The sequence below is a fragment of the Streptomyces sp. A3M-1-3 genome (assembly GCF_024213665.1).
Lineage (GTDB): Bacteria > Actinomycetota > Actinomycetes > Streptomycetales > Streptomycetaceae > Streptomyces.
The window spans coordinates 83,269-105,282 of the sequence record NZ_JANAVP010000004.1 but is presented as its reverse complement, the minus strand read 5'-3'; the positions used below and the strand labels follow the sequence as shown (position 1 = coordinate 105,282).

The window sequence follows — 22,014 nt, the reverse complement described above, 5'->3', positions numbered from 1 at the left end:
CGCTTCTCGTGTGTCCGTCAACCCTGGCCGCTGCCAAGGGCCTTCCGGTCGCTACGCGGCAGTGCCGGGCGCGCGGGGCGCTCGGGCGGTGCCGCTTCGATGCGCAGGGCCAGTGCGGGGCACCGGGCCACCGCCCGCTCCGCGCGTCCCTGCAGGTGCATCGGCACCGCCGCGTCCGCGAGCGCCGGGTAGCCGTCGGGGCCGAGCCGGATCAGCTCCGGAACGATGTCCGCGCACAGGCCGTGGCCCTTGCACAGCGTCCAGTCCACGGCGATCTTCTCGCCGGTGGGGATGCCCTCCTCCTCGTAACCCGGGGCGGGCAGGGGCAGTACGCCCGTCGTCTCGCGTCCGCAGCCGCCGGCCAGTACGTGCGCGGCCAGGTCGTCCGTGAACGCCGACAGCGTCGACATGAAGAAGCGCACCGAGCCGTCGGGGTGCTTGCACGCGCCGCGGCCGCGGACCGCCTGCATGACCTCGCGCAGGGCCTCCAGGGCAGCCTGGCCGCCACCGTTCAGTACGTCCGACAGGCCCCCGGCGGCGGCCGGCAGGCCGAGCCGGCAGGGACCGCACTGGCCCGCGGTCTCGGCGGCCAGCCAGTTCGCGACGCGCTGCGCCTCGCCGAGCGGGCAGGTCTCGGGGCCGATCGGCAGGATCGCGCCCGCGCCCAGCGCGCCTCCGACGGAGGAGAAGGACTCGCGGGAGATGACCGCGCCGTGCGCGGAGACCGCGTCGATCCAGTTGCCGTGGTAGCCGCCGGTCAGCACGCCCTGCGGCAGCGGCGGGGCGCCGGCCAGCTGGAGCACGTAACGCAGCGGAACGCCGGTGGGCACCTCGACGACCATTGGGCGGGCGACCGCGCCGGAGAGGGTGAGCAGTACGGTGCCGGGCTCGCCGGGCAGGCCGGTGTTGCCGTAGCGGTCGGTGCCGATCCGGGCGGCGACGGCGAGCTGCGCGAACGTCTCGGCGTTGGACAGCAGTGTCGGCAGGCCGCCCACACCGGACTCGGAGGCGCGCTCACGGCGGCCGGGAGGCAGCGCAGGGCCGCCGTTGATGGCGCGGATCAGCGACGACGCCTCGCCGGAGACCATGCGCTCGGGGGTGCGTACGACCCGGGCGCGCAGCTGGTTCCCGCGCCGGGTCGGCCGGTCGGAGAGGCCGCGCTCGGCCAGCGCGGCGCGGATGGACGCCTCGGTGGAGTTACGGGTGACACCGACGATCAGCTGCCGGGCGCCGAGCGCCTCGGCGGCGAGCAGGGCGCCGTCCAGGATCAGGTGCGGGGCGCGGTTGAGCATGACCGTGTCCTTGCGGCACGGCGGCTCGCCCTCGCTGCCGTTGACGACCACGACCGGACGGACCCCGCGGCGGATCGCGGCCTTGGCCACCGCGCGCAGCTTCTGGTCGAAGGGGAAGCCCGCGCCGCCGCGGCCGCGCAGGGATATCGCTTCGGCGAGCTGGGCCAGGCGCTCCCCGGTCACCGGCTCCAGCGGACCGTGCACTTTGAGATGCATGGAGAGATCGAGCCGCTCGACGAGGTCGAAGCCGGTCGTCAGCTGGGGGAGGCCGACCACGCGGACTTCGGGCACATCGGGAAGGGGGGCGTTCAAGGTCGTTCTCCTGCGGGTGCGTGCCAGGGTTCACCGGCCGGGGGCGGCTGGAAGGGTCCCGGCAGGGGTTCGGTCTCGTCCGGAGCGCGGACGGGAGCGGGCGGGGGAGGGGACGGCGCGGGCCAGCGGCCGCCCGGCTGGGATCGTGGGGCGTAGTCGGGTGCGGGAGGTACGACGGGCAGCTCCTCGGTCATCGGAATGCGCTCGGCCAGCGGGATCTGCCCGGTGCTCTCGGTCCGGGGGATCTGCCCGGTGCCCGCCGACGCGGAGACGGCGCGGTAGGCCGCCGAGATCCCGGTGTCGGCGCCCGCGGTGAGCCTGGCCGGGGGCCGCGGCGGGGCCTCGTACAGCGGTGGCATCGGTGCGGGCATCCGCTGCAACGGCGGCATCGCGGCGCGTTCCGCACGTTCCGCACGTGGCGCCATGGGCTGCGGGGTAATCGGCTGCAAGGGCGCCTCCGCCGGTACGTTGCCGGGCTTGACCAGCGCGGTCACGCGGTCGGCCAGGTCCCGCTGGACCGGCGCCGGAAGCAGGCGTACGGCGACGACGCCGACGACACCCGCCAGGCAGAGCGAGTACATGACCACCACCCAGGTGGCGGCGGGGCGGCCCGCGTACATCCCGTGCATCAGGGCGGCGCACCACGCGGGGTAGGCGAGCATGTGGAAGGCCCGCCAGCGGCCGGCGATCCGGCCCGGGGTGGCGAACGCGCGGCGCAGTGCGCCGGTGGTTGCCGCGACGACCATCAGATAGCCGGCCAGCGAGCCGAGGCCGATCAGGCCGGCTGTGCCGGTGAGGCCCAGCCCGAAGGGGATCAGGGCGCCGAGCAGCGAGGCATGCCCGAGCGACACCTTGACCGACGCGTGCAGCAGCAGGAAGCCGAGCGAGGCGATCGCGGTCGTCCGGTGGATGCCCTGGGCCACCAGCCGGTGTCGGGGAGACAGCAGCAGCCGGTCGGTGGCGAGCAGGCCCCAGGCGACCGATGCGGTGAGTGACACCAGGGAGAGCACGCCGGTGGTGAAGTCGAGCGCGAGGCGGAAATCGTCGCTCCCGACGACGGCGATGAGGGGGATGAGCAGCACCGCCGCCACCAATGTGGCGATACGCGGATTGCGGCTCACGGGGGGTACAGCGCGGGTCGAGCGGATCTTGCGATGAGGGTTCATGGGGTGCGACTCCGAATGCTCCGGGAAAGCGGTCCCGAATCGGCATGCTAGGTCGAGCCATACCAGGCAGTAGGCGATTTGAGCTTTTGCAGAGCAGTCAAGGGGAACATGTGCTTGGCGGTTGCCCCGATAGCGTCCGATACGCGGGGTAACCAGGGCGGAAGTTCCACCGGGCGACTACTCCGTGCAACGTCTCCGGGCCCTGCGGTACCCTGACGCCATGCGTGCCGTACGCCTTCTGCTTAGCGAGCCGCGCTGATCAGTCCTGACCGGTGAACACCCGGTCGGAATCGGCGCGGCGTCCCCTCCTGTGCGAGGGGTTTTTTCATTTGGTTGTGGTCGCAGCTCGGTTGTGGTCACGGCCCGCCGGCAGAGACGATCGATGGAGCTTTAAGGATCATGAGCGAGATGAATTCCGCTGCTACAGAGGTGGCCGCAGCGCACCGCTACACGGCGGCCATGGCCGCCGACATCGAGGCACGCTGGCAGGACTTCTGGGACGCCGAGGGCACGTACGAGGCGCCCAACCCCAGTGGCGACCTGGCGGGTGACGCAGAGGTCGCCGCGCGGCCCAAGAAGTTCATCATGGACATGTTCCCGTACCCCTCGGGCGCGGGCCTGCACGTCGGCCACCCGCTGGGGTACATCGCCACCGACGTCTTCGCCCGCCACCAGCGGATGACCGGTCACAACGTCCTGCACACGCTGGGCTTCGACGCCTTCGGCCTGCCGGCCGAGCAGTACGCCGTACAGACCGGTACCCATCCGCGGGTGTCCACCGAGGCCAACATCGAGAACATGAAGGTCCAGCTGCGGCGGCTGGGCCTGGGCCACGACAAGCGCCGGTCCTTCGCGACGATCGACCCGGACTACTACAAGTGGACCCAGTGGATCTTCGTGCAGATCTTCAACTCCTGGTACGACGAGGAGGCGAAGCGCGCGCGGCCGATCGACGAGCTGGTGGCGCAGTTCGAGAGTGGCGAGCGCGCTGTTCCCGGTGGGCGCGTGTGGAGCGGGCGCGCGTGGAGTGAGCTGAGCGCCCTCGAGCGTGCCGACGTTCTGGGCGAGTACCGGCTGGCGTACGCCTCCGACGCGCCGGTCAACTGGTGCCCGGGCCTGGGCACCGTACTGGCCAACGAGGAGGTCACCTCGGACGGTCGCTCCGAGCGCGGCAACTTCCCCGTCTTCAAGGCCAAGCTGCGCCAGTGGAACATGCGCATCACCGCCTACGCGGACCGGCTGCTGGACGACCTGGAGGCGCTGGACTGGCCCGAGGCCATCAAGCTGCAGCAGCGCAACTGGATCGGGCGGAGCGAGGGCGCGCGCGTCCACTTCTCGGTCGAGGGCCACAGCCCGGTCGAGGGCCACGAGGGCGACGACGCCGGGCAGATCACGGTGTTCACCACCCGCCCCGACACCTTGTTCGGCGCCACCTACATGGTGCTGGCACCCGAACACGGTCTGATCGACTCCATCCTGCCGGCCGAGTGGCCGACGGACACCAAGGAGGCCTGGACCGGCGGCGCCGCCACCCCGGCCGAGGCCGCTGCCGCGTACCGCAAGCAGGCCCAGACGAAGAGCGATGTCGAGCGGCAGACCGAACACAAGGACAAGACCGGTGTCTTCACCGGCGCCTACGCCCTGAACCCGGTCACCGGCGGCCGGATCCCGGTCTTCGTCGCCGACTACGTCCTGATGGGCTACGGCACCGGCGCCATCATGGCTGTCCCCGGCCAGGACGAGCGTGACTGGGAGTTCGCGGAGGCCTTCGAGCTGCCCATCATTCGTACCGTCCAGCCGCCGGAGGGCTGGGAGGGCGAGGCCTTCACCGGGCAGGGCCCGGCGATCAACTCCGCCAACGACGACATCTCGCTGAACGGCCTGGAGGTCGCCGAGGCCAAGGCGAAGATCACCGAGTGGCTGGTGGCGCGCGGCATCGGCGAAGGGACGGTCAACTTCCGGCTGCGCGACTGGCTGTTCAGCCGGCAGCGCTACTGGGGCGAGCCCTTCCCGATCGTGTACGACGAGGACGGCGTCGCGCACGCCCTGCCCGAGTCGATGCTGCCGCTGGAGCTGCCGGAGGTCGACGACTACTCGCCGCGCACCTTCGACGCGGACGACGCCGACACGTCGCCGGAGACCCCGCTGTCCCGCAATGAGGACTGGGTCGACGTCGAGCTGGACCTGGGCGACGGCGCGGGCGTGCGGCGCTACCGCCGCGAGACCAACACCATGCCGAACTGGGCCGGTTCGTGCTGGTACGAGCTGCGCTACCTGGACCCGCACAACAGCGAGAAGCTGGTCGGCCCCGACATCGAGCGGTACTGGATGGGACCGCGCGAGGGGCAGCCGCACGGCGGCGTCGACCTGTACGTCGGCGGTGCCGAGCACGCCGTACTGCACCTGCTGTACGCGCGGTTCTGGTCCAAGGTGCTGTTCGACCTGGGGCACGTCTCCTCGGCCGAGCCGTTCCACAAGCTGTACAACCAGGGCATGATCCAGGCGTTCGTCTACCGGGACGCCCGCGGCTTCCCGGTCACCGCGACCGAGGTCGAGGAGCGCGACGGGAAGTTCTACTTCGAGAGCGGGCCGGTCAAGCGCGAGCTGGGCAAGATGGGCAAGTCCCTGAAGAACGCCGTCACCCCGGACGAGATCTGCGCCGAATATGGCGCGGACACGCTGCGGCTGTACGAGATGGCGATGGGCCCGCTGGACGTCTCCCGGCCGTGGGACACCCGGGCCGTGGTCGGCCAGTACCGGCTGCTGCAGCGGCTGTGGCGCAATGTCGTCGATGAGGCGACCGGCGAGGTCACCGTCGTCGACACCGAGCCGGACGAGGCGACGCTGCGTGCGCTGCACAAGGCGATCGACGGGGCCGGCCAGGACCTGGCGGGGCTGCGCTTCAATACGGCCATCGCCAAGATCACCGAGCTGAACAACCACCTGACCAAGGTCGGCGGTCCGCTGTCCCGTGGGGTCGCCGAGCAGCTGGTGCTGCTGATCGCCCCGCTGGCCCCGCACATCGCCGAGGAGCTGTGGCGCAAGCTGGGCCACACCGGCTCGGTGGTCCACCAGGACTTCCCGGTGGCCGACCCGGCGTATGTCGTGGACGAGACGGTGACCTGTGTCGTGCAGGTCAAGGGCAAGGTCAGGGCGCGGCTGGAGGTGTCGCCGAGCATCGGTGACGACGAGCTGGAGCGGCTGGCGGTGGCCGACGAGGCCGTGGTCGCGGCGCTGGGTGGCGCGGGGATCCGCAAGGTGATCGTGCGGGCGCCGAAGCTGGTGAACATCGTTCCTGCGTAGGTTCCTGCGTAGGTTCCTGTGTGAGTTTCCTGCGCACGTTCCTGCTTCGGTTTGCGGTAGGTGCTTTCCCCTACGGGCAGGTTGGGGGTTCTGATGGAACCCCCAACCTGCCCGTTCCGTTTACGGTAGAGGGGACGGAAACCGAATCGAAGGGGCGCTCATGGAACACGCGATCCTCATCCTGACGCTGCTCTTCGTAGCCTTCGTCGGCCTGGGGGTGTATATGAGCGTCAAGGCGGTCGGGGCCGCCAAGCGCGGTGTGGACCGGACGATCAGCCAGGCGCGCCGCACGGTCGAGGAGACGACGCTGCGGGCGAAGAGCTATGGGCAGGGCGGTCTGGCGGGGGAGCTCGCACAGCTGCGGCTCTCGCTGCGTACGTCGATGAGATCCACCCAGAACGCCCTGAACGAGGGCGTACGGCAGGACGCCTCGCTGTCGGAGTCGATCGGTCTCTTCCAGCGGCTCAGCGCACATGGACACGAGCTGGACGACGAACTCAAGCACCTGGAGCGGGAACCGGACCGGGCGCGGGTCGCCGAGCGGATGTCCGATCTGCGCGAGCGCACGGAGCGGATCGTGCATGCCGCGGACTCGCTTCGGTGGGCGGCGAGGGACCGGGCGCGGCAGTTCGCGGACGACGACCTGACGGCGCTCAGCGCGCAGATCGAGGTGGAGTCGGGGGCGCTGCGGGACTGGTCGAAGGGCTCCTGGCCGGAGCCGTCACCGGCGGAGGCGGACGTGCGGGCGGCGGCCGGGGCGCAGACCTGGCCGGAGGATCCTGCTCCTGCTCCTGCTCCTGCTCCTGGGGCTGGGGCTGGGGCCGGGGCCGCGTCTGGGGCGGGAGCTGGGGCCGCAACGGCGCCCGCGCCCCCGCCCGTTACGCCGACGCTGGCCGACCCGCAGGCGCTGACCGGGCCGGACCCGCTGCGGCAGACCGAGTACCCGTGGCAGAAGACGGCGCGTCCGGAGAGCACCACTTGACCGTTACTCGCCGTTTCCGGGGTCTTCCTGATCCTTCTGGACCGTTACTGACCGGTTGGGGCGGGGCCGCACTGCCGTCCGGCCGTCGTGGCGGGTAACCTCCCGCTCATGTCCCGCCATGTCGCGATCGTCACCGATTCCACGGCCTACCTGCCGCCGCAGACGATGGAGCGGCACGGCATCACCTCCGTGCCGCTGACCGTTGTACTCGGCGGTGAGGCCCTCGAGGAGGGCACCGAGATCTCGGCCCGCTCGCTGGCCGTGGCCCTGCAGAAGCGCCGGTCCGTCACCACGTCGCGGCCGAGCCACGAGGTCTTCGTACAGGCATACAGGGCCGCGGCGGAGGCGGGTGCGACCGGCATCGTCTCACTCCACCTGTCGGCCGAGTTCTCCGGCACCTACGACGCCGCGGTGCTCGCCGCCCGGACCGCCCCCGTGCCGGTGCGGGTGGTGGACACCGGCATGGTCGCTATGGCGCTGGGCTTCTGCGCGCTCGCGGCCGCGGAGACCGCGGAGGCGGGCGGCACGGTCGACGAGGCGGTGGCGGCCGCGGAGAAGCGCGCCGCGGGCACCTCCGCGTACTTCTACGTGGACACCCTCGACTACCTGCGGCGCGGCGGCCGGATCGGCGCCGCGCAGGCGCTGCTGGGGTCCGCGCTGGCGGTCAAGCCGCTGCTCACGCTCGATGGCGGCCGGATCGAGATGCTGGAGAAGGTGCGCACGGCGTCGAAGGCGATCGCCAGGCTGGAAGAGATCGCGGTCGAGCGGGCGGGGGCGAGCAGCGTGGACATCGCCGTGCATCACCTGGCGGCCCCCGAGCGCGCGGAGCGGTTGGCGGCACGGCTGGGTGAGCGCGTACCGGGCCTCGTCGATCTGCATGTGAGCGAGGTGGGCGCGGTGATCGGGGCGCACACGGGGCCGGGGCTGCTGGGAGCCGTGATCTCGCCTCGCTGAGGGCTGTGGGGTGCCGCGAGGGTGGTCGAGTTATCCACAACTGCCCTGTTGTCCACCGGAATTGAGCCTGCCCGGCAGGATTGGGCGGAGATGCCTACTGTCTTGTGGCATGGCTCTCCGATCACACACCGTAACCAGTGGCCCGGGCCGCGCCCCCGCTTCGGACGGCCGGGCCCGCCGCCGCCGCAGTGAGCGGCGCCGGCACACCACCCGGGCCGCGGCGGCCACGCGCCGCCGCGCGGAAGCTCTGCTGGACGGCGCCCCGCGGGCGTCGGCTGCGCGGGCGTCGGCGGCGCGGGCCCGGCCGCGGAGTGGGACCACGCCGAGCACTCCGTTACCGGTGGCTGCGCTTCGGGCGGCCGGGGCGTCGCGGGGCACTCGGGCGGCGCCGCCGATGCCTGCGGTCCGGCCGGGCGATGCGGGGCGGCGGGCTCGGGTGCGGCTTGCCGTGCGGGAGCGGCTTCCGCTGTGGATGCAGGTGCGGTGCGGCCTCGAACCGAGGACCCTCGCCGCGCTGGCCGTCGTCCTCGTGGCGGCCGCGGTCTTCGCCGCCCAGCACTTCTGGGTGGGGCGGCCGGAACCGGTGCGCGCCCCCGAGCGCGTGGAGGCGGGACCGGCGGCGCTCCCACGGCCTGCGCCGTCGCCGGGGGCCGCGCCGACCCCGTCGGCCGGGCGCATCGTCGTGGACGTGAGCGGCAAGGTCCGCGCACCGGGCATCCAGCGGCTGCCGGCCGGTTCCCGGGTCGCCGACGCACTTCGGGCCGCCGGGGGTGTCCGGGCCGGCACGGACACCACGGGGCTCAACCGGGCCCGGGTGCTCACCGACGGCGAGCAGGTGGTGGTCGGAGGACCGCAGCCGCCACCTGCCGTGGGGCCGGGAGGCGGAGCGCCCGCCGCCGGGCCGGTCAGCCTCAACTCGGCCTCGGTGGAGCAGCTCGACACGCTGCCGGGCGTCGGTCCGGTGCTGGCGCAGCACATCATCGACTACCGCACCGAGCACGGCGGCTTCCGCTCGGTCGAAGAGCTGCGCCAGGTGGAAGGGATCGGCGACGGCCGGTTCGCGGATCTTCACAAGCTGGTACAGCCATGAACCGGAACCGGAACCGGGCCGCGGACCCGGTCCCGAGCAGTGTTCTGCGCCGTCCGGTCGTGCACGCAGCATCCGGTCACCGGCTCGGCGCCTCGCACCCGCGCCAGGAAGGCCCAGCGGATCTGCGCCTGGTACCGCCGGCCCTGGCCGCCTGGGCAGCGGCGGCCCTGGCAACGACCGCCCCCACACACTGGACGACGACGGCCGTACTCACCTCCCTGGCAGCGGCGGCCGCACTACTGGCCGCCCCCCTGCTGCGCAACGCGCGCCCAACCCACCGCGGCAGCCGCCTCGGGGTGCAGGGCTCGAGGCGGTTTTCGTCCGGCGCGTTGCGGGGTGCAAGAGCCCTGCGTGCTGCGGGGCTCTCCCGTCGCCGGGGCGGCCCGGTGGGTGCCGGGAGGTCGTGGTCCGGCGGACCGTCGGTCGGCGCGCTGCCGGGCGTACGGACGCTGGGTGCGGGGCCTCCCCGTCTCGGGAGCGGCCAGCTGGCCGTGGGTGTGGGACGGTCCTCGTCCGGCGGGCGGACGGTCGGCGCGCCTCGGGGCGTACGGGTGCTGGGTGCTGCGGGGCCCTCCCGCGGCGGGGGCGGCCGGTTGGCTGTGGGTGCGGGGCGGTCCTCGCGCGGCGGGCGGACGGTCGGCGCGCTCCGGGGTGTACAGGGGATGGGCGGTGCGCAGCCAACCCATCTTCGGGACGGTCCCGTGGCCGCTTCCGCGGGGCGGTCCTTCGCCGACGGGCATCCCGGCCGGGTGTCTGCGGGCGCGTCTGCGACGGGCGGGGGCGGTGCCGCATGGGCGGGCAGCCGGCTGCGGCGGATCCGCGTGGGCAGAGTCGGGCGTTCACCGGAGCGTGCCGCCGATGCTCGGCGCGGCGGGGTGGGTATCGGCGGGTGGCGGCTGAATGTCACCTCGGCCGCCGCGGTTCTGCTGTGCGGCGCGGCCGCCGCGACGGCTGCGGCGCTGCACACCGCAGACCTGCGCCGGGGGCCGGTGCCGGGGCTCGCGGACCGGCATGCGCATGTGGTCGCCGAGGTGACGGTGACCTCCGATCCGCGCCCCATCCGGCCCCGGGCACCGGGCAGCGGCGCCGCTCCGGCGGCCGTCGTCCTGGATGCCGAAGTCACCCGCGTCACAGGGCCGGACGGCACGGTCACCGCCACCCGTACGCCGGTCATGGTGATCGCGGACGCGCCGGCCTGGCGGCGGGTGCTGCCGTCCACCGGGCTGCGGGTGGCGGCCCGGCTCGCGCCTCCTCTCCCCGGCAGTGCCCGCATCGCGGCCGTGCTGCGGGCACCGCCAGGCGTACCGCCCGACGTCGTCTCGCCGCCCACCCGGCTCCAACGCACGGCCGGAGGTCTGCGGGCAGGTCTGCGGGAGGCTACTGACGGACTCGCCCCCGATGCCCGGGCGCTGCTGCCGGGGCTCGTCGTCGGTGACACCTCCCGCGTCCCGCCCGACCTTCAGGAAGCCTTCAAGGCCACCGACCTGGTGCACCTGCTCGCCGTTTCCGGATCCAACCTCACCATCGTGCTCGCCCTGCTCATCGGGCCGCCCGGTACCGCTCTGCGGGCCGAACGGCGGGGGCTCGCACCGCGTCTGGGCATCTCGCTGCGTGCCACCGCGCTCTGCGGCGGCGCACTGACCCTGGCGTTCGTCGTCGTCTGCAGGCCGGAGCCGAGCGTGGTGCGGGCCGCGGCCTGCGGGGCGATCACCCTGCTCGCCATCGGCACGGGCCGCCGCAGATCGCTGATCCCCGCCCTGGCCGGTGCCGTACTCCTGCTCGTCCTGTACGACCCCTGGCTGGCGCGCAGTTACGGCTTTCTGCTCTCCGTACTGGCCACCGGCGCGCTGCTCACCCTCGCCCCCCGGTGGAGCGCCGCCCTCCAGCGGCGCGGGATGCCACCGAGGGCGGCCGAAGTGCTGGCCGCGGCGTCGGCCGCACAAGCGGTGTGCGCGCCGGTCGTCGTGGTGCTGGCCGCCCGGGTGAGCCTGGTCGCCATCCCCTGCAACCTGCTCGCCGAACTGGCCGCGGGGCCCGCGACCGTGCTCGGGTTCGCCGCCCTGGCGGCCGCTCCGGTGGCGATGCCGACCGCCGAGGCCCTGGCCTGGTGCGCCGGCTGGCCGGCCGGGTGGATCGCGAAGGTCGCCCGTACCGGGGCGGCGCTGCCCGGCGCGGAGGCCCAGTGGCCGGGCGGCTGGCAGGGCGGGCTGCTGCTGGCCGCGATGACCGCCGTCGGGGTTCTGGTGGCCCGGTGGCTGCCGCGCAGCCCCTGGCTCTGCGTCGCGGCCGCGCTGCTGCTCGTCCTCGCGGTACTACGGCCCGCGCCGCTCACCCGGGTGATCACCGGCTGGCCGCCGCCGGGCTGGCGGTACGCGATGTGCGACGTCGGGCAGGGGGATGCTTCTGTGCTCGCGGCGGGGGACGGGACCGCCGTCGTGGTCGACGCGGGGCCGGACCCGGTCCTCGTCGACCGCTGTCTGCGGACTCTGGGCATCACCCGCGTTCCGCTGCTGCTGCTCACCCATTTCCACGCCGACCATGTGGCGGGCCTCCCCGGCGTGTTGCGCGGGCGCAGCGTCGGCGTGATCCAGACAACGGTGCGGGACGAACCACCCGACCAGGCCGCGTTCGTCCGCAGGACCGCCGCCGCCGCGCGTGTTCCCGTCATCCGCGCGGGCCCGGGGGAGCGCCGCCGGGCCGGGCCGCTCGACTGGCGGGTGCTGTGGCCGCCGGCCCCGCCCGAGCCGGTGCCCGAGGGGCCGAACGACACCAGCGTCACCCTGCTCGTCCGCATCGCGGGGCTCACCCTGCTGCTCCTGGGCGACCTCGAACCTCCCGCGCAGCAGGCCCTGTTGCGGGCGCATCCGGCGCTGCCGGCCGTGGATGTCCTCAAGGTCGCCCACCACGGCTCGGCCCATCAGGACCCCGGGCTGCTGCGGCGGGCCCGGCCGCGGCTGGCGCTGATCCCGGTGGGCGAGGACAACACGTACGGCCATCCCTCACCCCGTACGATCGCCGCGCTGCGCGTCCAGGGGGCGGCGGTACTGCGCACGGACACCGACGGGGCGATCGCGGTGACGGGGGCGGGGCCGGGTCTGCGGGCGCTGACCTCGGGCCGTCGGATCAGTCGAGCCAGACCCCGTCGCGCATCAACTCCCGCCCGGCCAGCTCGTTCTCCTCCTGCCAGGCCTTGACCACGTGCGGCGTGATCCGTACGTACACCCAGGGCTCCCGGTCGCGCGGATCCCAGCGGAGCTTCGCCGCGAACGCGTCGGCGGCTTCGGCGGGCAGCTCCCTGCCGGCCACGGTCTCCGCCGTACCCTCGACCAGCACGACGTCACGGGTGTGCCCGAGGGTGACGCGCACCGGGCCGCTCGGTGTCAGGTTCCGTGCCGTCGGGTTGGTCCGCCGGGTGCACATCAGCAGGGTGCCCGCGTGCCAGACGAACGACAGCGGAACGAGACACGGGTCGCCGTCCGCGGCCGCGGTGGCGACCCAGGCGTCCTCGTCCTTCGCCAGCCGTTCGTGGACGTCCTGCCTGCGCTGGTCCCGGCTGCGCGCCGGCGCGTAAGTCGTCATGCCGGGCACGCTAGGGGGCGTCCGGTGCGGGCCGCCTCGGGCGCTGGTCCCAGGACCGATGGATCATGGTGGACGGAGGGATGACCGGGGACACTGAGACATGGACACCAGACGGACCGAGGCCTACCTCCGGCGGATCGGCGCCGAGCGCCCCGCGCACCCCGACGCCGCGGCGCTGCGCGATCTCCAGCTGCGTCACCTGCGAACCGTGCCCTTCGAGAATCTCTCGATCCACCTCGGGGAGGACATCGTTCTGGAGGAGAAGCCGCTTCTCGACAAGATCGTGGACGGTCGGCGGGGCGGCTTCTGCTACGAACTCAACGGAGCGTTCGCGGTGTTGCTGGAGGCGCTCGGCTACCGGGTGACCCGGCTGCAGGCCCGCGTGCACACTCCGGACGGCCGGCTGGGAATCCCGTACGACCATCTCGCCCTGCGGGTCGTGGCACCGGACCCGGACGACGGCGTCTGGCTCGCCGACGTGGGGTTCGGCGACCACAGCCACTATCCGCTGGCGATCGGGGAACGCGGGGACCAGGAGGATCCGGGCGGGACGTTCCGTATCGTCGAGGCGGCCGACGGGGATTTCGACGTGCTGCGCGACGGCAAGCCGCAGTACCGACTCGACCAACGACCGTGCGCGCTCGCGGATTTCGAGGCGGGCGCCTGGTACCACCGCACCTCGCCCGCCTCCCACTTCACGCAGTCCCTCGTCTGCTCCCGGCTCACCGACGAGGGCCGGATCACGCTCAGCGGCCGCACGCTGGTGACGACGGTCGCCGGTGAGCGCACCGAGGAGGCGGTGCGCGGCGATGCCGGTGTGCTGGCCGCGTACCGGGACCACTTCGGGATCACGCTCGACCGCGTGCCGGAGGTATCGGCCGGCTGACCCGCCTCCCACCCGCCGGACCGGCTAAGCTAAGGCGCCTCGAGCCATCCCTCGTGCTCCGCGGCGAACGCGTCCAGCGCCGCTGAGTCGAGCCGGCCCGCCGGGTCCTCCACCACGACCAGCCACTGCGCGTCCTCGGCATCGTCCTCGCCGGCCAGTGCGTCGCGCACGAGCTGAGGCTGTTCGGGGAGCCCGAAGCGGCCGGCCAGCTCCTCGGCGACCTCCTCCGCGGCATCGCGGTCGGGCAGCACCAGTACATGTCTCGCGTCATTCACCGGACCATTCTCCGCTACGGCAAGGACTGCCCGGGACTGTCAGTGCGGCGTGGGATGCTGGTCCGCGATGGCCACCAGGAAGAATTCGACCGACGATCCGCTCGCTCCCCTCACCCTCGCCGTGGGGCAGGAAGACCTGCTGCTGGACCGCGCCGTTCAGCAGGTGGTGGCGGCCGCCCGCGCGGCGGACGCGGACACCGACGTGCGCGACCTCACCCCCGACCAGCTGCAGCCCGGCTCCCTGGCCGAGCTGACCAGCCCGTCGCTCTTCGCGGAGCGCAAGGTCGTCATCGTCCGCAACGCGCAGGACCTCTCGGCAGACACGATCAAGGACGTGAAGTCCTACCTCGGCGCGCCCGCCGAGGAGATCACCCTCGTCCTGCTGCACGCCGGCGGCGCCAAGGGGAAGGGGCTGCTGGACGCGGCACGCAAAGCGGGGGCGCGCGAGGTCGCCTGCCCCAAGATGACCAAGCCGGCGGACCGGCTGGCGTTCGTACGGTCGGAGTTCCGCGCGCTCGGAAGGTCCGCGACGCCCGAGGCGAGCCAGACGCTGGTCGACGCGATCGGCAGCGATCTGCGGGAGCTGGCCAGTGCGGTCACCCAGCTGGTGGCGGACGTCGAGGGCACGATCGACGAGGCTGTCGTCGGCCGCTACTACACCGGCCGGGCCGAAGCCTCCAGCTTCACGGTGGCCGACCGCGCGGTCGAGGGCCGGGCGGCGGAGGCCCTGGAGGCGCTGCGCTGGTCGCTGGCCACCGGGGTGGCCCCTGTCCTGATCACAAGCGCGCTGGCCCAGGGCGTACGGGCCATCGGCAAACTCGCGTCGGCCCCCCGCGGCGCCCGGCCCGGCGATCTCGCCCGGGATCTTGGCATGCCGCCGTGGAAGATCGACCGGGTCCGGCAGCAGATGCGCGGCTGGTCGGCGGACGGGGTGGCAGCGGCCCTCACGGCTGTCGCCGAGGCGGACGCGGGTGTGAAGGGCGGGGGAGACGACCCCGAGTACGCGCTGGAAAAGGCGGTAGTGGCAGTGGCAAGAGCAGCCCGAGCCGGCCGCTGAGCCCCCGGCCGGTGCGTGCGGCCCGCAGCGCTGGTCCCCCCAACCACGCGGGCCCCGCCCCAACCACGCGGGCCCCGCCCCAGCCGGCGCCGAGCGCCGGCCCCGGCGCCGCGCGTGCCCCGGCCCGGCGCCCCGCGCGTGCCCCCGGCCCTGCGCCAGCGCCAGCGCCCAGCGCCGCGCGTGCCCGGCCCCGCCCGGCGCCGGGGGCCCCCGCCCCACTTCGGCGCCGCGCGAACCCTCCGCACCAGCGCCCCGCGGGCCCCGGCCCCGGCGCGGATACCTGCGTACGCCGAAGGCCCCGCCTCACGTCCTGGGGAAGGACGGAAGCGGGGCCTCGGCTCGGTGCTTGGTGTGCCGCACCCGCGTGGCGAACGCAGGCCGTGTGCGGCACGGGGTGTCGTTCCGGAGCGGTAGAGGGGCCGCTGGGTCCGGGCGGACTGGTGGGGCTCAGAGAGCCCCGTCGATCACAGTCGTTCAGGCGGCGAGGCTGCCGACGCGCTTGGCGAGGGCCGACTTCTTGTTGGCAGCGGCGTTCTTGTGGATGACGCCCTTGCTGACAGCCTTGTCGAGCTTCTGCGAGGCCGCGCGAGCGGCCACAGTGGCCTTCTCGACGTCGCCTGCGGCAGCGGCCTCACGGGCCTTGCGGATCGCGGTCTTGAGCGAGGACTTGACGGCCTTGTTGCGCAGGCGCGCCTTCTCGTTCGTCTTGTTCCGCTTGATCTGGGACTTGATGTTCGCCACGAAAGAGCCTTCTCAGGTTCGTTGGATTTCGATGAGTGCCTCGTACTGAGAGGGCACGAGGCACAGCTGCCCACGGTACCAGTAGCCCCGCTACCGGCCCAAACCGGGCTCAGGACCGCAGCCGTGGGACCATGGAGCCTACGTATCGATCCGACATCGCCCGAGACGAGACGCCCGGCGTCTCAAGAATCAGGACCCTGCGTGCCCGCGACTCCTACCCACGTGCCCGAGCCGAGCCGTACCGACCCGGCGCTGATCCGCAATTTCTGCATCATCGCGCACATCGACCACGGCAAGTCCACGCTTGCCGACCGGATGCTTCAGCTGACCGGTGTGGTCGACCAGCGGCAGATGCGCGCTCAGTACCTCGACCGTATGGACATCGAGCGCGAGCGCGGCATCACGATCAAGTCCCAGGCGGTACGTCTGCCCTGGGCGCCCACCACGGGTGAGGGTGAGGGCAAGACCCACATCCTCAACATGATCGACACCCCTGGCCACGTGGACTTCACGTACGAGGTGTCCCGCTCGCTCGCGGCCTGCGAGGGCACGGTCCTGCTGGTCGACGCCGCCCAGGGCATCGAGGCGCAGACCCTCGCCAACCTCTACCTGGCGATGGAGAACGATCTCGCCATCGTGCCGGTGCTGAACAAGATCGACCTCCCGGCCGCGCAGCCCGAGAAGTTCTCCGAGGAGCTGGCGAACCTCATCGGCTGCGACCCCTCCGACGTGCTCAAGGTCTCCGCCAAGACCGGTCTCGGCGTGGAGGCCCTGCTGGACCGCGTGGTCCGCGACGTCCCGGCCCCGGTCGGCGTCCAGGACGCCCCCGCCCGCGCGATGATCTTCGACTCGGTGTACGACTCCTACCGCGGCGTCGTGACGTACGTACGAGTTGTCGACGGCCAGCTCAACAAGCGCGAGCGCATCCGCATGATGTCCACCGGCGCCACCCATGAGCTGCTGGAGATCGGCGTCTCCGCGCCGGAGATGACGCCCTCCGACGGCGTCGGCGTCGGCGAGGTCGGCTACATCATCACGGGTGTGAAGGACGTCAGGCAGTCCAAGGTCGGTGACACCATCACCACCCTGAGCAAGGGTGCCACCGAAGCGCTCGGCGGTTACAAGGACCCCAAGCCGATGGTGTTCTCCGGCCTCTACCCGCTGGACGGTTCGGACTATCCGGACCTGCGCGAGGCCCTGGACAAGCTGCAGCTCAACGACGCCGCCCTGGTGTACGAGCCGGAGACCTCGGCCGCGCTCGGCTTCGGCTTCCGCGTGGGCTTCCTCGGCCTCCTGCACCTCGACGTGATCCGGGAGCGCCTGGAGCGCGAGTTCGGGCTCGACCTGATCGCCACCGCTCCCAACGTGGTCTACCGCGTGACCATGGAGGACAGGAGCGAGCACGTCGTCACCAACCCGAGCGAGTTCCCCGAGGGCAAGATCTCCGAGGTGTACGAGCCGGTCGTGCGGGCCACGATCCTCGCGCCCAGCGAGTTCATCGGCTCGATCATGGAGCTGTGCCAGACCCGCCGCGGTGTGCTGCTGGGCATGGACTACCTCTCCGAGGACCGCGTCGAGATCCGCTACACCCTCCCCCTCGCGGAGATCGTCTTCGACTTCTTCGACCAGCTGAAGTCCAAGACCCGTGGTTACGCCTCGCTCGACTACGAGCCCACCGGTGAGCAGACCGCCCAGCTCGTCAAGGTCGACATCCTGCTGCACGGCGACAAGGTCGACGCCTTCTCCGCCATCACGCACAAGGACGCGGCGTACGCGTACGGCGTGCGGCTTGTCGCCAAGCTCAGGGAACTCATCCCGCGCCAGGCCTTCGAGGTGCCCATCCAGGCCGCCATCGGCTCGCGGGTCATCGCCCGCGAGACGATCCGCGCCATCCGCAAGGACGTCCTCGCCAAGTGCTACGGCGGTGACATCTCCCGTAAGCGGAAGCTGCTGGAGAAGCAGAAGGAAGGCAAGAAGCGGATGAAGATGGTCGGCTCCGTGGAGGTGCCGCAGGATGCCTTCATCGCGGTGCTCTCCAGTGACGACTCCGGCGGCGGCAAGGGCAAGAAGTAGCGCAAGAAGTAACGCAAGAAGTAACGCAGGCAGTACGCGGGAAGCGACAGCAAGTAACAGGAGTGGCCGGGGGGATACCTGGCCGTTACATCGAACGGGTCTCTGCGCCGCTGCGCAGGGGCCCGTTCGTTATCAAGCGGCGTCCCGCAGCCTCTTACGCGACGGCCATGTGCGCTCTACTCTGATCACGCTCGAAGGTTACTCGCCAGTTAAACAACCTGCACCAGCCAGTCGTATGCACTGTCGCGGGCCCGGAGGATTTCGTGAGCGACACCCAGACCTTGATCGAGACCCGGCCGCCCTCCGTGGCGACCCTCTTCCTCGAGCGCGTGGCGGCGACGCCCGACGCCGAGGCCTACCGCTATCCGGTGCCGGCCGCCTCCGCGCAGGGGCCCGACGACTGGAAGTCGCTGAGTTGGGGGCAGGCCGCCGAGCGCGTGTTCGCCATCGCCGCCGGCCTCATCGACCTGGGCGTCCAGCCGGAGGAGCGCATCGCGCTCGCCTCCAACACGCGGGTCGAGTGGATCCTCGCGGACCTGGGCGTGATGTGCGCCGGCGCCGCGACCACCACGGTCTACCCCAGCACCAACGCCGAGGAGTCCGCGTACATCCTCTCGGACTCCGACAGCCGGGTGCTGATCGCGGAGGACGCCGGCCAGCTGGCCAAGGCGCGCGAGAAGCGGGCCGACCTGCCGAAGCTCGCCCACGTCGTCGTGATCGACCCGGCCGGCGCCGAGCCGGCCGAGGGCGACCCGGAGGGGTGGGTGCTCTCGCTCGCCGATCTGGAGGCGCGCGGCACCGAGTACCTGGCGAAGCACCCGGAAGCCGTCCGGGACCGGGTCAAGGCCATCACCGCCGACCAGCTCGCCACCCTCATCTACACCTCGGGCACCACCGGCAAGCCCAAGGGCGTGCGGCTGCCGCACGACAACTGGTCGTACATGGCGAAGGCCATCGCGGCGACCGGCCTGGCCACCAAGGACGACGTCCAGTACCTCTGGCTGCCGCTCGCGCACGTCTTCGGCAAGGTGCTGACCTCCGGGCAGATCGAGGTCGGACACGTCACCGCCGTCGACGGCCGGGTCGACAAGATCATCGAGAACCTTCCGGTGGTGCAGCCGACGTACATGGCGGCCGTGCCGCGCATCTTCGAGAAGGTCTACAACGGGGTCGCGGCCAAGGCACGGGCCGCCGGCGGCGCCAAGTACAAGATCTTCCTGTGGGCCGCCGAGGTCGCTCGCGAGTACGCGAAGGTCTCCCAGGACAACTTCCGCCGCACCGGCACGGCCACCGCCCCCTTCGGGCTCAGCACCAAGCACAAGGTCGCCGACGCCCTCGTCTACTCCAAGCTCCGCGACGCCTTCGGCGGCCGGCTGCGCGCCGCCGTCTCCGGCTCCGCCGCGCTCGCGCCCGACATCGGCTACTTCTTCTCCGGCGCCGGCATCCACATCCTGGAGGGCTACGGCCTGACGGAGTCCAGCGCCGCGTCCTTCGTCAACCCGGGCGAGGCCTACCGCACCGGTACGGTCGGCAAGCCGCTGCCCGGCACCGAGGTGCGGATCGCGGACGACGGCGAGATCCTGCTGCGCGGCCCCGGCATCATGGAGGGCTACCACCGGCTGCCCGAGAAGACCGCCGAAGTCCTGGAGTCCGACGGCTGGTTCCACACCGGCGACATCGGCGAGCTGTCGGCGGACGGCTACCTGCGGATCACCGACCGCAAGAAGGACCTGATCAAGACGTCGGGCGGCAAGTACATCTCGCCGGCCGAGGTCGAGGGCCAGTTCAAGGCGGTGTGCCCGTTCGTCTCCAACATCCTGGTGCACGGCGCGGACCGTAACTTCTGCACCGCGCTGATCGCTCTCGACGAGGCGGCCATCCTGGGCTGGGCCAAGGACCACGGCCTGGACGGCAAGTCATACGCCGAGGTGGTGGCCCACCCGGAGGCGGAGGCGCTCATCGCGAGCTATGTGAAGCGGCTCAACGAGAGCCTGCAGCGCTGGCAGACGATCAAGAAGTTCAAGCTGCTGCCGCGCGATCTGGACATCGAGCACGGCGAGCTGACGCCCAGCCTGAAGCTGAAGCGGCCGGTCGTCGAGCGCGAGTACAAGCACCTGATCGACGAGATGTACGCGGGCACGCGCGAGGCGTGACCCGCCTGCCGCGGGTGGGGTCCCCACGACCCCGCCCGCGCGCGGTAGGGGCGCTCCCTCGCGTGCTGGACAATAGGGGCATGCCTTCTGCACTGCCCGACGGTGAGCCCGTGCCCCACGACGGGGCGCTGCCGCGGCATGCCCTGGAGGGGGCGAGGGACCGGCCGCTCGGTTTCTACCTGCATGTGCCGTACTGCGCCACGCGCTGCGGCTACTGCGACTTCAACACGTACACCGCGACCGAGCTGCGTGGCTCGGGCGGCGTGCTGGCGTCCCGCGACAACTACGCCGACACGCTCGTCGACGAGGTCCGCCTCGCCCGCAAGGTGCTCGGCGACGACCCGCGGGAAGTACGGACGGTCTTCGTCGGAGGCGGCACGCCGACCCTGCTGGCGGCAGACGACCTCGTGGCGATGCTGGCGGCGATCCGCGACGAGTTCGGACTCGCCGCCGACGCGGAGATCACGACCGAGGCCAACCCGGAGTCGGTCGACCCCGCGTACCTGGCCCGGTTGCGGGCCGGCGGCTTCAACCGGGTGTCCTTCGGCATGCAGAGCGCGAAGCAGCACGTACTGAAGATCCTTGACCGCACGCACACCCCCGGGCGGCCGGAGGCGTGCGTCGCCGAGGCGCGGGCCGCTGGCTTCGACCATGTGAACCTCGACCTGATCTACGGGACGCCGGGTGAGAGCGACGACGACTGGCGGGCGTCCCTGGACGCGGCGATCGGGGCGGGCCCCGACCACGTCAGCGCGTACGCGCTGATCGTTGAGGAGGGGACGCAGCTGGCGCGCCGCATCCGGCGCGGCGAGGTGCCGATGACCGACGACGACGTGCACGCCGACCGCTATCTGATCGCGGACGAGGCGCTGTCCGCGGCGGGCTTCGAGTGGTACGAGGTGTCGAACTGGGCCACCTCCGACGTCGGCCGCTGCCTGCACAACGAGCTGTACTGGCGCGGCGCGGACTGGTGGGGCGCGGGGCCTGGCGCGCACAGCCATGTGGGCGGCGTGCGGTGGTGGAACGTCAAGCACCCGGGCGCGTACGCGGCGGCGCTGGCGGAGGGCCGCTCCCCGGGCGCCGGCCGCGAGGTCCTCCCGGCGGAGGACCGCCGCGTGGAACGCATCCTGCTGGAGCTGCGGCTCCGCGAGGGCTGCCCGCTGTCCCTGCTGGCCCCGGCGGGCCTGGCGGCGGCGCGCCGCGCCCTGGCCGACGGCCTCCTGGAACCCGGCCCGTACGCCGAGGGCCGCGCGGTCCTCACCCTCCGGGGCCGGCTGCTGGCGGACGGAGTGGTCCGCGACCTCGTGGACTAGTCGGCCGGCGTCGTGACGAAGTCGATCAGTTCTTCCACCCGGCCCAGCAGCGCAGGCTCCACGTCCCGGTAGCTGTGTACCGACGACAGGATGCGCTGCCACGCCGCGCCCGTGTTCTGCGGCCAGCCCAGTGCCCGGCAGATGCCCGTCTTCCAGTCCTCGCCTCGCGGGACCTTCGGCCAGCGGGGGATGCCCACCGAGGACGGCTTCACCGCCTCCCACACGTCGATGTACGGGTGCCCGACGACCAGCAGGTCCGCGTCCGTGACCTGCGCCGCGATACGGGACTCCTTCGAGCCCGGGACCAGGTGGTCCACCAGGACACCGAGGCGGGCGTCCGGCCCTGGGGCGAAGTCGGCGACGATCGCCGGGAGGTCGTCGATGCCCTCCAGGTACTCCACCACCACGCCCTCGATGCGCAGGTCGTCGCCCCAGACCCGCTCCACCAGTTCGGCGTCGTGGCGGCCTTCCACGTAGATACGGCCCGCTCGCGCCACCCTCGCCCGTGCCCCTGGGACGGCGATCGACCCGGAGGCGGTACGGGCAGGCGTGCGCGGGGCGGCCGACGAGGGGCGGACGAGCGTGACCGTACGGCCCTCCAACAGGAAGCCGCGCGGTTCCATCGGGAAGACCCGGTGTTTGCCGAAGCGGTCCTCCAGGGTGACCGTCGGCCCCTGGGCGGTCTTCTCGCACCGGATCACCGCCCCGCAGAAGCCTGTCGTGGCCTCCTCGACGACGAGACCCGCCTCGGCCGGGACCTCGGGGGCGGGGGCGGTCTTCTTCCACGGCGGGGTCAGGTCGGGCCCGTACTGTCGCCCTGTCTGTCGGCTGCGCATTC

General features: G+C 72.3%; 16 protein-coding genes. 10 read left to right on the top strand and 6 right to left on the bottom strand.

The features are described from left to right. Positions 1-17 precede the first annotated feature (17 nt). Together NLX86_RS05850 and NLX86_RS05845 are read right to left on the bottom strand one after the other, a co-directional pair. Positions 18-1,604 (bottom strand): NADH-quinone oxidoreductase subunit NuoF family protein, encoded by a 1,587-nt coding sequence (locus NLX86_RS05850; protein WP_254370506.1) that lies wholly within the window; start codon positions 1,602-1,604, stop codon positions 18-20. Next, complete coding sequence (locus NLX86_RS05845; RefSeq protein ID WP_254370505.1) at positions 1,601-2,770, bottom strand: hypothetical protein; 1,170 nt, start codon at positions 2,768-2,770, stop codon at positions 1,601-1,603. Before NLX86_RS05845 ends, NLX86_RS05850 begins: the two co-directional genes overlap by 4 nt. Before the next feature lie 399 nt (positions 2,771-3,169). Here NLX86_RS05845 and leuS point away from each other — a divergent pair, with 399 nt between their 5' ends. From leuS to NLX86_RS05820, 5 genes are all read left to right on the top strand, one after another. Then, on the top strand, positions 3,170-6,073 hold the full coding sequence (gene leuS / locus NLX86_RS05840) for a leucine--tRNA ligase (RefSeq protein ID WP_254370504.1): 2,904 nt from the start codon (positions 3,170-3,172) through the stop codon (positions 6,071-6,073). Between the two features lie 160 nt (positions 6,074-6,233). Next, positions 6,234-7,055: a hypothetical protein gene (locus NLX86_RS05835; protein ID WP_254370503.1), complete on the top strand. Its 822-nt coding sequence runs from the start codon at positions 6,234-6,236 to the stop codon at positions 7,053-7,055. Between the two features lie 108 nt (positions 7,056-7,163). Then, positions 7,164-8,009, top strand: a complete 846-nt coding sequence (locus NLX86_RS05830; protein WP_254370502.1) for a DegV family protein — start codon at positions 7,164-7,166, stop codon at positions 8,007-8,009. A 448-nt stretch (positions 8,010-8,457) separates the two neighbouring features. Then, entirely contained in the window at positions 8,458-9,099 is a 642-nt protein-coding gene (locus tag NLX86_RS05825) for a helix-hairpin-helix domain-containing protein (protein ID WP_374213836.1), read from the top strand. Between the two features lie 662 nt (positions 9,100-9,761). Beyond that, positions 9,762-12,293: a ComEC/Rec2 family competence protein gene (locus tag NLX86_RS05820; protein WP_254370500.1), complete on the top strand. Its 2,532-nt coding sequence runs from the start codon at positions 9,762-9,764 to the stop codon at positions 12,291-12,293. Here NLX86_RS05820 and NLX86_RS05815 read toward each other — a convergent pair. Next, complete coding sequence (locus tag NLX86_RS05815) at positions 12,223-12,678, bottom strand: pyridoxamine 5'-phosphate oxidase family protein (RefSeq protein ID WP_254370499.1); 456 nt, start codon at positions 12,676-12,678, stop codon at positions 12,223-12,225. The two genes, NLX86_RS05820 and NLX86_RS05815, sit on opposite strands and share 71 nt — an antisense overlap. Before the next feature lie 100 nt (positions 12,679-12,778). Between NLX86_RS05815 and NLX86_RS05810 the strand changes: the two genes are divergently transcribed. Then, a complete protein-coding gene (locus NLX86_RS05810) occupies positions 12,779-13,564 on the top strand; it encodes an arylamine N-acetyltransferase (protein WP_254370498.1) in 786 nt (261 codons plus the stop codon). A gap of 29 nt (positions 13,565-13,593) precedes the next feature. Here NLX86_RS05810 and NLX86_RS05805 read toward each other — a convergent pair whose 3' ends face one another. Beyond that, positions 13,594-13,839 (bottom strand): hypothetical protein, encoded by a 246-nt coding sequence (locus NLX86_RS05805; RefSeq protein ID WP_254370497.1) that lies wholly within the window; start codon positions 13,837-13,839, stop codon positions 13,594-13,596. Between the two features lie 67 nt (positions 13,840-13,906). Here NLX86_RS05805 and holA point away from each other — a divergent pair, with 67 nt between their 5' ends. Next, a complete protein-coding gene (gene holA, locus NLX86_RS05800) occupies positions 13,907-14,896 on the top strand; it encodes a DNA polymerase III subunit delta (protein WP_254370496.1) in 990 nt (329 codons plus the stop codon). Between the two features lie 474 nt (positions 14,897-15,370). Here the strand turns inward: holA and rpsT are convergent, their stop codons facing one another. Next, positions 15,371-15,637 (bottom strand): 30S ribosomal protein S20, encoded by a 267-nt coding sequence (rpsT, locus tag NLX86_RS05795; protein ID WP_254370495.1) that lies wholly within the window; start codon positions 15,635-15,637, stop codon positions 15,371-15,373. Between the two features lie 201 nt (positions 15,638-15,838). Here rpsT and lepA point away from each other — a divergent pair, with 201 nt between their 5' ends. From lepA to hemW, 3 genes are all read left to right on the top strand, one after another. Further along, positions 15,839-17,710, top strand: a complete 1,872-nt coding sequence (gene lepA / locus NLX86_RS05790; protein WP_254370494.1) for a translation elongation factor 4 — start codon at positions 15,839-15,841, stop codon at positions 17,708-17,710. 263 nt (positions 17,711-17,973) lie between these two features. Then, on the top strand, positions 17,974-19,863 hold the full coding sequence (locus NLX86_RS05785) for an AMP-dependent synthetase/ligase (protein ID WP_254370493.1): 1,890 nt from the start codon (positions 17,974-17,976) through the stop codon (positions 19,861-19,863). Between the two features lie 80 nt (positions 19,864-19,943). After that, positions 19,944-21,176 (top strand): radical SAM family heme chaperone HemW, encoded by a 1,233-nt coding sequence (gene hemW, locus NLX86_RS05780; protein WP_254370492.1) that lies wholly within the window; start codon positions 19,944-19,946, stop codon positions 21,174-21,176. Here hemW and NLX86_RS05775 read toward each other — a convergent pair. Beyond that, a complete protein-coding gene (locus tag NLX86_RS05775; protein ID WP_254370491.1) occupies positions 21,173-22,012 on the bottom strand; it encodes a DUF3097 domain-containing protein in 840 nt (279 codons plus the stop codon). The two genes, hemW and NLX86_RS05775, sit on opposite strands and share 4 nt — an antisense overlap. Between the last annotated feature and the right edge of the window lie 2 nt (positions 22,013-22,014).